The organism is Tabrizicola sp. M-4 (genome assembly GCF_051132405.1).
Taxonomy (GTDB): Bacteria; Pseudomonadota; Alphaproteobacteria; order Rhodobacterales; family Rhodobacteraceae; genus Paragemmobacter.
Genome location: NZ_CP128606.1, coordinates 525,759 through 538,922, shown reverse-complemented (window position 1 = coordinate 538,922; position 13,164 = coordinate 525,759). Strand labels below are relative to the sequence as shown.

General features: G+C 65.6%; 14 protein-coding genes. 5 read left to right on the top strand and 9 right to left on the bottom strand.

The genetic code is table 11. The features are described from left to right. Positions 1-38: 38 nt before the first annotated feature. From TabM4_RS02680 to TabM4_RS02645, 8 genes are all read right to left on the bottom strand, one after another. Positions 39-650 (bottom strand): TIGR00645 family protein, encoded by a 612-nt coding sequence (locus TabM4_RS02680; RefSeq protein ID WP_434618037.1) that lies wholly within the window; start codon positions 648-650, stop codon positions 39-41. Between the two features lie 15 nt (positions 651-665). After that, complete coding sequence (gene rpsD, locus TabM4_RS02675; protein ID WP_434618034.1) at positions 666-1,286, bottom strand: 30S ribosomal protein S4; 621 nt, start codon at positions 1,284-1,286, stop codon at positions 666-668. A gap of 164 nt (positions 1,287-1,450) precedes the next feature. Beyond that, a complete protein-coding gene (locus TabM4_RS02670) occupies positions 1,451-2,530 on the bottom strand; it encodes a Hint domain-containing protein (RefSeq protein ID WP_434618031.1) in 1,080 nt (359 codons plus the stop codon). Positions 2,531-2,635: 105 nt separating this feature from the next. Beyond that, complete coding sequence (locus tag TabM4_RS02665) at positions 2,636-3,559, bottom strand: lipid A-modifier LpxR family protein (RefSeq protein ID WP_434618028.1); 924 nt, start codon at positions 3,557-3,559, stop codon at positions 2,636-2,638. 389 nt (positions 3,560-3,948) lie between these two features. Beyond that, positions 3,949-4,632, bottom strand: a complete 684-nt coding sequence (locus TabM4_RS02660; RefSeq protein ID WP_434618025.1) for a hypothetical protein — start codon at positions 4,630-4,632, stop codon at positions 3,949-3,951. Continuing rightward, the gene (locus tag TabM4_RS02655) at positions 4,620-5,672 is read right to left on the bottom strand and encodes an AbrB family transcriptional regulator (RefSeq protein WP_434618022.1); all 1,053 of its coding nucleotides are present in this window, start codon (positions 5,670-5,672) and stop codon (positions 4,620-4,622) included. Before TabM4_RS02655 ends, TabM4_RS02660 begins: the two co-directional genes overlap by 13 nt. Next, positions 5,659-6,078, bottom strand: a complete 420-nt coding sequence (locus tag TabM4_RS02650; protein ID WP_434618020.1) for a hypothetical protein — start codon at positions 6,076-6,078, stop codon at positions 5,659-5,661. The genes TabM4_RS02655 and TabM4_RS02650 overlap by 14 nt, the downstream gene beginning before the upstream one ends. Next, positions 6,078-6,269, bottom strand: coding sequence for a SlyX family protein (locus TabM4_RS02645; RefSeq protein ID WP_434618018.1), 192 nt, complete (start codon positions 6,267-6,269; stop codon positions 6,078-6,080). The genes TabM4_RS02650 and TabM4_RS02645 overlap by 1 nt, the downstream gene beginning before the upstream one ends. Positions 6,270-6,342: 73 nt before the next feature. Between TabM4_RS02645 and hisS the strand changes: the two genes are divergently transcribed. The 4 genes from hisS to TabM4_RS02625 all read left to right on the top strand — a co-directional run bounded on the left by hisS (position 6,343) and on the right by TabM4_RS02625 (position 10,052). Beyond that, entirely contained in the window at positions 6,343-7,842 is a 1,500-nt protein-coding gene (hisS, locus tag TabM4_RS02640) for a histidine--tRNA ligase (RefSeq protein WP_434618015.1), read from the top strand. Next, the gene (locus TabM4_RS02635; protein WP_434618012.1) at positions 7,839-8,939 is read left to right on the top strand and encodes an ATP phosphoribosyltransferase regulatory subunit; all 1,101 of its coding nucleotides are present in this window, start codon (positions 7,839-7,841) and stop codon (positions 8,937-8,939) included. The genes hisS and TabM4_RS02635 overlap by 4 nt, the downstream gene beginning before the upstream one ends. Then, the gene (gene hisG, locus TabM4_RS02630) at positions 8,936-9,646 is read left to right on the top strand and encodes an ATP phosphoribosyltransferase (RefSeq protein WP_434621900.1); all 711 of its coding nucleotides are present in this window, start codon (positions 8,936-8,938) and stop codon (positions 9,644-9,646) included. The genes TabM4_RS02635 and hisG overlap by 4 nt, the downstream gene beginning before the upstream one ends. A gap of 61 nt (positions 9,647-9,707) precedes the next feature. Beyond that, positions 9,708-10,052 carry a hypothetical protein gene (locus tag TabM4_RS02625; RefSeq protein ID WP_434618010.1) on the top strand — a complete coding sequence of 115 codons (345 nt, stop codon included), beginning with the start codon at positions 9,708-9,710 and terminating at the stop codon, positions 10,050-10,052. Positions 10,053-10,263: 211 nt separating this feature from the next. Here TabM4_RS02625 and TabM4_RS02620 read toward each other — a convergent pair whose 3' ends face one another. Then, positions 10,264-10,695 (bottom strand): DUF1489 family protein, encoded by a 432-nt coding sequence (locus tag TabM4_RS02620; protein ID WP_434621898.1) that lies wholly within the window; start codon positions 10,693-10,695, stop codon positions 10,264-10,266. A gap of 148 nt (positions 10,696-10,843) precedes the next feature. On the opposite strand from TabM4_RS02620, the gene TabM4_RS02615 reads away from it, so the two are divergent. Beyond that, complete coding sequence (locus TabM4_RS02615; protein WP_434618007.1) at positions 10,844-13,129, top strand: adenosylcobalamin-dependent ribonucleoside-diphosphate reductase; 2,286 nt, start codon at positions 10,844-10,846, stop codon at positions 13,127-13,129. Positions 13,130-13,164 lie beyond the last annotated feature (35 nt).

Here is a 13,164-nt window from a genome sequence, read left to right as displayed (position 1 = left end):
CGGGCGCGCGGCAAGGCCAGACGGTTTATCGCCACCCCTCACTTGGCCGACCGCGCCTGCAGCCAGTCCATCAGCGCCATCAGAACGCCCGACAGGACAAAGCTCATATGGATCACCGTCAGCCAGAACAGATGCCCCTCATCCGGCGGCGGCGTGGTCGGGTCGCCGATCTCCATGAACCGCTTCAGCAGATGGATCGCCGAAATCGCCACGATCGAGGCGATCAGCTTCATCTTCAGCCCGCCGAAATCCACCTTCCCCATCCAGCCGGGCCGATCCGTGCCCGCATCGAAATCGAACTTGGACACGAAACTCTCATAGCCCGAGAACATCACGATCAGCAGAAGGTTCGCCGCCAGCGTCAGGTCGATCAGCGTCAGGACGACAAGGATCGTCTTCTCCGGGCTCAGGCTCAGCATCTGGGGAAAGTAGTAGATCAACTCACGGAAGAAGATCACCACCAGCATCAACAGCGCGACCGTCAATCCCAGATACATCGGTGCCATCAACCAGCGGCTGGCGAACAGCCCCCGCTCCAGCACCGATTCCGCCGTCTCCCGATCCGCCATGCCCGCCCCCGTTTCCCGGCAAACTGTCACGCCACCCCCGAAAAGCAAGAGGCCCGCCACGATGGGCGGGCCTCTCTCCACGCAAAAGCGCGGAAATCAGTTCTTCGCGTAGTATTCGACGACGAGGTTCGGTTCCATCTGCACCGGATAGGGCACATCGCCCAGAGCCGGGGTGCGGACGAACTTGGCGGTCATCTTCGAATGATCCACCTCGATGTAATCCGGAACGTCACGCTCGGTCAGGGCGACGGCTTCCAGAACCAGCGCCATCTGCTTGGACTTCTGACGCACTTCGATGATGTCGCCTTCCTTCACGCGGTAGGAGGCGATGTTCACGCGCTTGCCGTTCACGGTCACATGGCCGTGGTTCACGAACTGGCGGGCGGCGAAGATCGTCGGAACGAACTTGGCGCGGTAGACGACCGCATCCAGACGACGCTCCAGCAGACCCACCAGCATCTCGCCGGTGTCACCCTTCACGCGCTCCGCTTCGCCATAGATCTTGCGGAACTGCTTTTCGGTCAGGTCGCCGTAGTAACCCTTCAGCTTCTGCTTGGCGCGCAGCTGCGTGCCGAAGTCCGACAGCTTGTTCTTGCGGCGCTGGCCGTGCTGGCCGGGGCCGTATTCACGCTTGTTCACCGGGGACTTCGGGCGGCCCCAGATGTTTTCGCCCATGCGGCGGTCGATCTTGTACTTGGCAGAGGTGCGTTTGGTCACCGCTGATCTCCTTCGTGCGTTTTGAAGGGCGTTGTCCTTTGGTCCTTCGGACCCGACAGGCATCCCCTTGCGGGGGCCACCAACACCAATGAAAAGCCCCGGCGCAGCACGCCGGGACCGGGAGGCCTTATACAGCCCCGAAACCCAGAGTCAACAGCCGCCCGTCACGCCGCCAGATCATGCCGCAGCAGGGCCGCCTCGCTGGCCGAAAGGTTGCGCCGCGCATAATCGCCATAGGCTTCCGGGTTCAACTCCACCCCCGGCGCAACCTCCAGAAGCTGCGCCCGCTGAACCGGATCGATCATCTCCAGCGCCGTGTTCGACGGGTGAAAACTTTCCGTCTCGATCCCGTTGGCGAAGACGATGTTGTGCCGCTCCAGCAGGATATGCACATAAGTCACCTCCCGCAGCGCATGGTCCACCGTGATCGTGCCGTCGTTCAGCAGATCCTCGGCCCGCACCAGAACCTCCGACGTCCCGAACAGAGCCTGCGCCGCGCCCCCCTTCACCAGCATCCGGTGCGCGGGCGACACGATCAGGTCCGGCTCCGGCAGATCAAGGCCCAGAGCGCCGGCCCGGAACCGGATCGGCCGCAGATGCGGCATCGCGTAAAGCCGCGCCCCCGTCATCCGCCGATGCCCCGTCCACAGCACCTCCTGCGGCCCGTCATCCTTGGTCAGCACCCGGTCGCCCGGCCGCAGCGCCTGTATCAGCTTCGGCCCCTCCGGCGTCGCGATCCGCGTGTTCGGCGTGAAACAGATCACCCCGCCACCCTCGCGCCCGCCCGCAGCCACCCGCGCGCGGTCGATCGATGTCCGCACCACCCAGAAATCGCGATCCGCAGGCGGCACCTCGCCCAGCACCATCAAAAGCCGCGCGCCGCTGTCCGGCACCGGGATGATGGTCAGCGCATAGCTCGCCACCCCGTCCGTCACGATGAATCCCTGATCCGGCAGGTCGTCCTCTTCGGCTTCCGGCGTCTCTTCCACGCGCACAGCCCCGCCCTTGCCGATGGCCGACCCGATCAGCCGCCGCACCATCCGCGCCGCGCGCTGCCTCATCTCCGCCGCGCCCTCGGCCCCTTCCAAAAGCAGCATGCCGCCCGCGCCATCCACCCGCACCGCCTCACCGGTCCAGCGCCACGCGGCACCAACCGAGAGAAGGTCAAGCGACGCCGCCCGAACTCCATCCACTTCTGTCTGCGACCAAGAGATGACGAACGTGCCACGAGAGCCCGTTATCATTGCCTGTTTGCCTGCTCGTTAGTTTTTTACTTTTATCCGTGCAGGTTAACAGCGACCCAGACCTTTGGCTATGGCATCCGCGCAACACCCGCAAAATCGCATAGGTCAGAACTTCAACCGCAGATTGATCGATCCCACCACCTGATCATCGACCTGTTCCTCGAACTCCCGGCCCAGCCACGTCACCCCATAGAAGGCCTCGCCCCGTTCGCCCTGCCAATGCACGCCCGTGCGCAGACGCTTGCGGCTGTCCGACGGCGTGATCGCATCGCCGGGCAGGAAATATTCGCTGTCATAGACCTCGGCGATATCGCCGCCCAGCACCACGCTCACGCCCTGCGGTCCCGATCCCGCCATGCCGGTATAGCGTTGCCCCGTCGTGCCGTCGCGCAGCAGCAGGCCGTTCCGCCCCATCCCGCCCAGCGTCAGGTCGCCGCCCACCCGCAGCATCGTCTCCACCCCCGCCTGCGCCTCGAGGAAGGGCCGGAACTCCGCCGCCCCACCCAGATCGAGGCTCCGCCCTAACTCCGCCGTCAGCGTCGGGAAGACGTCATTGCCGATCTGCGCGCCAAAGACCGTGGGCTGCGGCAGGCCAAGCACGTCGTGCAGGTCGCCATGCAGCGAACTGATCCCCGTCTGCGGCCCCACGATCACCGCATCCAGACCAAGGCTCGTCTCCACGCCCCGCATATCGAAATGAGTATGCACACCCAGCGTCAGCGCACCCACATAGCGCCGATCCAGAGGGTTCGCCGTCACCAGATCGGCCGGCGCGATCGTCTCCACTTCGGCCCGGAACTCCAGTATCGCCCCCGGTTGCGACGGCAGGCTGCCCGCCCATGACGGCCCGCGCAGCACGCTCAGCACATAGCTGCCCGTGCGCCAGCGGTCCTTGCCATCCCCGATGGCGTCATTGGTCAGAAGCCTGCCCCAACCCAGCGTCTCGCGCTCTTGCGCGGCAACGGGCAACGCCACAAGGGCGCCAAGCAAAAGGACAAGCGCGGGAAACGCCGAAAGGGGCCTGGGCATGATGTCATCCGATCTTCAGCCCCCCCAGGCTTCATTTACATTAACCATACCGGGAGGTTCCGGCTAGTGCCCCGAAGCCACAGTCAGCCATTGCTTTGCCACCGGCAGGACGGGTGCGGATGTCGATTTCGTCATTCAGGTGCCCATTCAAGCAGCATCCAGAGAATCCACACAACCTCTGATTTTATTGAACAATTTGACGAATTCGTCGTCTGAGAATGACGAATTCGTCATTTTCATCAGAAGGAAACGGCATCTGTCATCGCGGCCCTAAACATCCGGGCGCCCACATGCAAATTGAGACTCGATCGCGGCCGGCACGTGTACCGAGTGTTGTGTTCAACGGACGCCCTGCCCCCATAGCAGGCTCCGCAGTGCGCCGGTCGCGGTCATTTCCCCTCACCGGAAGAACGTCGCCGCCGCCATGCGGCAAAGCCCGCCGCAAAGGGCAGAACCGCAAGGGCAATCGGCCAAAGCACAGCCCCCGGCTGGCTCAGCACGCAGATCAGCGTCGCCCAGAACGCCGCCCCCTGCTCGGCCCATCCGCCCCCGCTCCGCAGCACCGCACCACCATTCACCACCGCCGCCACGGCAACCAGTGTCCACAGTGCCGCCAGATCTCCTGTCCCCACCAGCCAGCCATGCAGCAACCAGAAGGCGATTCCCGCAATGACAGCGAAACCGATCTCTGGCAGCACCCGTTCTCCTGCGCTCCAGCCCAGCCCCCGCCGCAGCAAGGGCAGCGCCAGCAGCAGCAGCCCCACCGCCCAGAGGATCGGGTTCGTCAGCACGCCGGCCACCGCACCCTCCACCCCGCCCTGTGCCCGGTTCACCGCCCCGAAGGCCAGCATAAGCAGGATCAACCGCCCCGCCCGCATCAGCCCCGCCACGCGGCTGGGCGATGGTCCCTCCACCGCCCCCCGCAACATCATCAGCGCACCCAGCAGCAGGATCAGCCCATCCCAATCCGCCCCGGCATAGCCTGCCAAGGACATCCCGACCCCGCCCAGCGCACAGGCAAACCCGAAGACCCGCGCCCAGTCGCGCTGCCGCATCCGCTTCAACCGATCCACCGCCGCGCTCCCTTGGCCATCAACACACTCACCACGATCCGCGCCACATGATGCACCGTCACATAGACGACCGACATCTGCAGGCTCAGCGCGATCAGGCTCATCTCCGCCAATCCCCCCGGCGCAAAGGCAAGGAACACCGCCGCCGCAGGCTCACCCACCCACGGCGCCAGCAACACCGCAAACCCATAGGCCAGCCCCAGCGCCACGATCGCATTCACCACCGCCAACCGCCCCGCACGCCACAGCATCGCCCGCTCCGCCCCGGCAAAGCGCACGCCAAGGCCGCAGCCCACCACCACCTGCGTCACCCCCACCAGCCACGCAGGCGGCACCCCATGCACCAGCCCCGCCGCATGGGCCACGGCGGAAAACAGCACCGGCCCCGTCATGATCGCCGCCGGAAAGCGCAGCGCCCGCCCGACCAGAACGCCCAAGGCCCCCGCCGCCAGCAGCACCGCCACTTCCTGCACCGTCAGCGGCACCGAAGCGGCAGGCAGCGCCGCCCCGCTCGCCGACCCGACCGCCCCCCCGGTCAGCACCATGAAAATCAGCGGCACGAAGACGATCGTCAGGATCAGCCGCAGGAATTGCAGCACCGTCATCAGGCGCACGTCGCCGCCCGCCTCCTCGCCCATCTGCACCGTCTCGATAAGGCCACCGGGAACAGACCCGAAGAAACTCTCCAGACGTGGCAACCCGCCGCGCGTATAGATGAAATACCCCACCCCATGCGCCAAGGGCAAAAACAGCAGCAGCGCCAGCAGCGACGGCCACCACGCCCCCGCCTCGGCCACGACCGCAGGCGTGAACGCCCCGCCGATCGCCACCCCGATCACCGGCACGAAGGCCGACCGCAGCCGCAAGGGCAACAGCACCGCCCGCCCGAAGGGCTTCCACCCCGCCGCCGCGATCACCCCCGTCACCACCAGCGACCCCAGCAGCAGCGCCAGCGGCAGGTGCAGCAACAGCGCAAGCCCCCCGCCCAGCCCCCCAAGGGCCAGCGTCATCGATATCGCAACCAGATCAGCGCGGATCACGTGCCCTCCACAGCGCAAACAGCATCCCGCCCGACAAAAGCGCACTCGCCCAGCGGCCCGCCATCAGCCGCCATGCCGCAAGCTCTCTCGGCTCGATCAGGTCACCGAAGCGGATCACCCGCCCCTCCTCGAAAATGATCACCCCCAAGGCCCCGACCCCCGCCAGCAACGCCACCAGCGCCCACCGCCGACGCGGCCCCGCCACCAGCAAAGCCACCGCCCCAAGCAGGGCCAGCAGATGGCACCACACCACGCCCCATGCCCCATACCACCGCGCCCGCAGCATCGCCGTGTCATAGACCGGATCGCCCATCGTCCGCAGTGGCAACACCAGCGTCACGGCGAAATATCCCGCCGTCACCACAGCCCCCGCAAGGGCCACCCGCCAGACCCATCCCCGCCACATCACCAATGCGGCGGCCGCACATTCGCCGCAGGCCCGTCCACCGCCATCGCCTCGCGCTCGGCCTCCCGCTCCACCAGCAGCTGCACCAGCCGCGACAGCCGCTCGATTTCCTTCGCCTGCCCCGCCACCACGTCCGACAGGTCATCCACCGCCCGCATCAGATGCGCGACCCGTTCTTCCAACTCGACCATGTCACCCTCCGCCGCTTGCCGCGTCCTGCCCCTTCCGTTACACGGGCCGCGACAGAAAGCGAAGGTCCGACCAATGGCACAGGACAAGGCTCCCGAAGCAAAGACAAGCCGCCCCCGCGCCGAAACCCCCAAGGGGTTCCGCGACTATTTCGGGGCGGAAGTCACCGAACGCAAAGCCATGCTCGACAAGGTGGCCGAGGTCTATCACCGCTACGGCTTCGATCCCCTCGAAACCTCCGCCGTCGAAACGGTGGAGGCGTTGGGCAAATTCCTCCCCGACGTGGACCGCCCCAACGAAGGCGTCTTCGCCTGGCAGGACGAAGATCAGGATTGGCTCGCCCTCCGCTACGACCTGACCGCCCCGCTCGCCCGCGTCGCGGCACAGTTCCGCAACGACCTGCCCTCGCCCTATCGCCGCTATGCGATGGGCCCCGTCTGGCGCAACGAAAAGCCGGGGCCGGGCCGCTTCCGCCAGTTCTACCAATGCGATGCCGATACCGTCGGCGCCCCCTCCGTCGCGGCGGATGCGGAAATCTGCGCGATGCTGTGCGATGCGCTTTTGGCGGTTGGAATAGACCAAGGCGACTTTGTTGTTCGGATCAACAATAGAAAGGTATTGAACGGCGTGATGGAGGCGACCGGACTATACGTTGCTGACGATCCGTCGAAGTTTGCAGCCGAGCGTGGGATTGTTCTTCGCGCCATCGATAAGTTTGACAAGTTTGGAACTGAAGGCGTTCGAGCACTGCTTGGAAAGGGCCGCATGGATCAAAGCGGCGATTTTACCAAAGGAGCAAACCTCGCAGAGGAGCAGATTGATCTCTTTGCGTGGTTCCTAGAAACCCCTCAAGGGACGGAACAGCAAAGGCTTGCTTCAATAGCGGGATTTGTTGGGAAAACTCCGAGTGGCGCAGAAGGCGTCTCAGAATTGGAGATGATGTCTGAGCTACTGGACAAAGCTGGTTATGCTGGCCGCAACACAATGATTGATTGGTCGGTCGTCCGTGGCCTCGGCTACTACACCGGCCCCGTCTATGAGGCCGAACTGACCTTCGAAATCCTCGACGAAAAGGGCCGCAAGCGCCAATTCGGTTCCGTCTCCGGCGGGGGCCGCTACGACGATCTCGTGAAACGCTTCACCGGCCAATCCGTCCCGGCCACGGGTGTCTCCATCGGCGTCGACCGCCTGCTGGCCGCCCTCCGCGCCAAGGGCCGCATCGGCACCGACACCCAAGGCCCCGTCGTCGTCACCGTCATGGACCGCGACCGCATGGCCGACTACATGGGCATGGTCGCCGACCTCCGCAACGCAGGGATCCGCGCCGAAGTCTATCTCGGCAACCCCAAGAACTTCGGCAACCAGCTCAAATACGCCGACAAACGCCAGTCCCCCGTCGCCGTGATCCAAGGCGGGAACGAGGCGGAAAAGGGCACCGTCATCCTCAAGGACCTCATCCTCGGCGCCCAGATCGCCCAGAACGCCACGCTCGAGGAATGGAAGGACCGCCCCGCACAGGTCGAAATCCCCCGCGCCGACCTCGTCGCAGCGGTCCGCAAGATGCTGGCGAAATGACCCCCAAGGCCGCCATCCGGGCCGAGGCCGAAACCCTCTTCGCCGCCTTCCGCGCCGAAGGGGCGGTTCCGGTAGAGGCTGACATCCTCCAACCCGCCGAAACCCTGCTCGACCTCTACGGCGAAGACATCCGTGCCCGCGCCTATGTCACGACCGACCCCCTACGCGGCGAGATGATGCTGCGCCCCGACTTCACCGTCCCCGTCGTGCAGGCCCACATGGCCCACGGCGCCGAACCCGCCCGCTACTGCTACATGGGCGAGGTGTTCCGGAAGCAGGACGTCGCAGGCCCCCGCGCGTCGGAATACCTGCAAGTCGGCTTCGAACTCTTCGACCGCACCGCGCCCGAACAGGCCGACGCGCAGGTCTTCGCCCTGTTTGCCCGCCTCCTCGCGCCGTTGAACCTCCGCGCCGCCACAGGCGACATCGGCATCCTCATGGCCGCCGTCCGCGGCCTCTCCACCACCGACCGCCGCAAATCCGCACTCCTGCGCCACATCTGGCGCCCCAACCGCTTCCGCGCGCTGCTCGACCGCTTCTCGGGCCGCGCCCCCATGCCCGCCGCCCGCGCCGCCCTGCTGGACCACCTCCAGAAGGACACCCCCGAAGCCCTCATCGACGCCGCCGGCACCCTCGTCGGCCTGCGCACGGCCCAAGACATCGCCGCCCGCGCCCGCGCCCTGATCGAGGACGCGGCCACCGCCCCCATCGCCGCGCCCGAAGCCGCCCTCCTCTACGACCTCCTCTCCCTCCAAGCCCCCGCCCGCGCCGCCCTAAACCACCTGCGCGGCATCACCCCCATGCTCCCCGCCATCGCCCCCGCCGTGGACCGCTTCGCCGCAAGGCTCGACGCGCTCGACGCACTGGGAACCGATACGCAAACCTTCCCCTTCGAGGCCTCCCACGGCCGCACCTCCCTCGAATATTACGACGGCTTCGTCTTCTCCTTCCACGCAACCGACCCGACCCTCCCCCCCGTCGCCTCCGGCGGCCGCTATGACGCCCTGACGGCAGTCCTCGGCGCAGGACGCTCCATCCCCGCCGTCGGCGGCGTCATCCGCCCCGGCCTCGTCGCCCGCCTGAAGGGAGAGATCTGATGCTGAAAATCGGCGTCCCCTCCAAAGGCCGGCTGATGGAGAAGACCTTCGACTGGTTCGGCGCACGCGGCATCACCATGCGCCAAACCGGGAACGACCGCGAATATTCCGGCGCGGTCGAGGGCATCGACGGCGTCGAACTCGTCCTCCTCTCCGCAGGCGAAATCCCGCGCGAGCTTTCCTCAGGCCGCATCCACCTCGGCGTCACCGGCTCCGACCTCGTCCGCGACAAACTGGCCGACTGGCCCGCGCAGGTGGCCGAACTCTCCCCCCTGGGCTTCGGCCATGCCGACCTGATCATCGCCGTCCCCGCCGCATGGATCGACGTGGACACGCTGGACGACCTCGACGCCGCCGCCAGCGCCTTCCGCGCCGCCCACGGCCACCGCCTGCGCATCGCCACGAAATACCACCGCCTCGTCCGCGATTTCCTCACCGCGAACGGCGTGGCGGACTATCAACTGGTCGACAGCCAAGGCGCGACCGAGGGCACGATCCGCAACCTGACCGCCGAAGCCATCGCCGACATCACCTCCACCGGCGAGACCCTGCGCGCGAACCACCTCAAGATCCTCTCCGACGGGCTGATCCACCAGTCGCAGGCGGTGCTTTTCCTCTCGCGCAACGCAGATTGGCCCGCACAGGACCGCGCAACCCTTGCCATGCTCTGCGCCCGTCTCTCCCTCACCCCGCCCGGCGACCTCTGACCGCTTGACCAGACCACCACCGCACTAGCTCCCCTTTTGGTTAACCAAAGGGAAATTCCACATGCATCTTCGCCTGACCCTCGCCGCCCTCTTCCTCGCCCTTCCCGCTTTCGCGCAGGACCTCGCCACGGGCGACGTGATCAAAAGCACGATCTCCGGCAAGACCGTGCAGGGCTCCATGATCACCTCCGGCGCCTATACCGAGTTCTACGCCGAAGACGGCACCATCAAGGGCGACGGTTACACCGGAAAATGGACGGTCGAAGGCGATGCCATGTGCTTCGACTACGGCGAAGGCGCGAATTGCTGGGGCGTGCGCATCGCGGGCGATCAGGTCGCGTGGATCAAGGACGGCAAGGAAGACGGCACCGGAACGCTGGTGGACGGAAACCCCAACAATTTCTGACCGCCCGGAACGGCGCGCCGGACATGAACGCCCCGTCAAAGGGGCGTTCGCTGCGTGCTGACGGTTTGCGGTACAGTTTCCGGCACAGGATCCGGTACGGCGAAATCTGACGCAGATTTCGCGTCGGTTCCTGACGCAGGAACCGCGGGCCGCGTTAACGCGGCCCCGGAATTTGCGTCAAATTCCGTCGCGATTTGTGCGTCACAAATCGCTACCGCAACCCGATCTCCGCCAGCGCCTGCGCCAGCGACGGAGGCAGCGCATCCTCCCGCGCCCGCCCCTTGGGCAGGTCGCGCGGGCTTTCGGCCGGGTCCAGATAGCGCCACCCCTGAAATGGCCGCCGTGCCGCCGCCTCGGTCCGGATCACCTCCGCATCCAGCACCAGCGCACAGCGCTGCACCCCGTCCGCGCCATCCACTTTCTCAAGCCCGACAATGCGTTGGCGCGCAAGGATCACCCCCTTGATCACCCAATACAGCGACCCGCCCGCCAGAACCTCCGCCTCGCGCTTGGGCCACATCCGCGTCACATGCACGGCGCATCCCTTGGGCCAGCGATGCCGCTGGCTCTCCTGCCAATCGGTCAGATCCTCGACACTGTCCGCGCCCACGCAAAGCTTCAGAAGGTTGATATGGCCCACGATTCCCCCAAAGGTCGCCAGACACGGAATTCTAGCTTCATGGTTAATGCCAGCAACCCCGAAGCGCCTTCATTGACCGGGGCCACCTCGTGGCCTATCTTGGGCATTCGCCCAAACCAACCCCAACATACCGCATCCGAAGGCAGACCCCATGTCCCGCTTCTCCGCCCCCATTGCCGAACAGATCTGGGACATGAAATATCGCCTGAAAGAGGCCGACGGCACCCCCATCGACGGCACAGTCGAGGATTCCTGGCGTCGCATCGCCCGCGCTCTGGCCGAGGTCGAATCCGATTCCGCCCGGTATGAGGCCGAATTCTACGCCGCATTGGAGGATTTCAAATTCCTCCCCGCAGGCCGCATCACCGCGGGCGCGGGCACCGGCCGCTCCGTCACACTCTTCAACTGCTTCGTCATGGGCACCGTGCCCGACAACATGGGCGGCATCTTCGACGCGCTGAAAGAGGCCGCCCTCACCATGCAGCAGGGCGGCGGAATCGGCTATGATTTCAGCACGATCCGCCCCCGCGGGGCCGAGGTGAAGGGCGTCGCCGCAGATGCCTCCGGTCCCCTCTCCTTCATGGATGTCTGGGATGCCATGTGCCGCACCATCATGTCCGCAGGCAGCCGCCGCGGCGCGATGATGGCCACCATGCGCTGCGACCACCCCGATGTCGAACAGTTCATCGAGGCGAAGAAAGACCCCGCCCGTTTGCGAATGTTCAACCTTTCGGTGCTAGTGACCGATGCCTTCATGGCGGCGGTAAAGGCGGACGGTCCGTGGGAACTGGTCTTCGACGGCAAGGTCTACAAGACGGTGCAGGCGCGCGACCTGTGGAACCGGATCATGCGCAACACCTACGACTTCGCCGAACCGGGCGTGATCTTCATCGACCGCATCAATGCGATGAACAACCTCGCCTATTGCGAAACCATCGCCGCGACCAATCCCTGCGGCGAACAACCCCTGCCGCCCTACGGCGCCTGCCTGCTCGGCTCCATCAACCTGCCGACGCTGGTTAAGGATGCCTTTACCAATTCCGCCGCCATGGACATGGCAGCGCTCGACCGTCTCGTCCGCACCGCCGTGCGGATGATGGACAACGTCGTCGATGCCAGCCGCTTCCCCCTGCCCCAACAGGCGGCCGAGGCGCAGGCAAAGCGCCGCATCGGCCTTGGCGTCACCGGCCTCGCCGATGCCCTCCTGATGGTCGGCCTGCGCTATGGCTCTGAAAAGGCGGCGGAAATCACGGAAAACTGGATGCAGGCCATCGCCCGCGCCGCCTATCTCGCCTCCGCCGATCTTGCCCGCGAAAAGGGGGCCTTCCCCCTCTTCGACGCCGACAAGTACCTCGCCTCCGGCTCCCTCGCGCATATGGACGATGACGTCAAACAGGCGATCCGCCAGCACGGCATCCGCAACGCGCTCCTCACCTCCATCGCGCCCACGGGCACCATCAGCCTCTATGCGGGCAACGTCTCCTCCGGGATCGAACCCGTCTTCGCCTATGCCTATACCCGCAAGGTCCTGCAAAAGGACGGCTCGCGCACGGAAGAAGAGGTCGTCGATTACGCCGTCCGCCTCTGGCGCGAAAAGCACGGCGACGCCCCCCTGCCCGACTATTTCGTCAACGCCCAGACCCTGCCCCCGCTGGATCACGTCCGCATGCAGGCCGCCGCGCAGAAATGGGTCGACAGCTCCATTTCCAAGACCATCAACTGCCCCGAAGACATCAGCTTCGACGATTTCAAAGAGGTCTACATGGCCGCATGGGATCAGGGCTGCAAAGGCTGCACCACCTATCGCCCGAACGACGTGACAGGCTCCGTCCTCACGGTATCCGAGTCGTCCGAAAAGGCCCCGGCCGAAGAACCCGCCGCGCTGCGCCAATCGCAGGACGGGGCCGAGGTCGTCTATCTCTCTGAACCGCTCGACCGCCCCGCCGCGCTAGAGGGCCATACCTACAAACTGAAATGGCCGGGCAGCGAACACGCGCTCTACATCACCATCAACGACATCGTCATCGCCGGCCACCGCCGCCCCTTCGAGGTGTTCATCAACTCAAAGAACATGGAACATTTCGCCTGGACCGTCGCGCTCACCCGCATGGTCAGCGCCGTCTTCCGGCGCGGCGGCGACATTTCCTTTGTGGTGGAAGAGCTTAAGGCCGTCTTCGACCCGCGCGGCGGCGCATGGATGGATGGGCGCTACATCCCCTCCATCCTCGCGGCCATCGGCGGCGTTATCGAACGCCACCTGATCGACATCGGCTTCATCGCGGGCGAGGGGCTGGGCCTGAAATCCGACCCGCAGGCGCAAGTGGTTGCCCTTGGTGCCCCCAAGGGCAAGGCCTGCTCCTCCTGCGGCAGCTATGACATGCGCATGGTCGAAGGCTGCATGACCTGCGCCTCCTGCGGCTATTCCAAATGTGGATGACCGACAAGAAAAACTTGTCGATTGACAGGAGAACT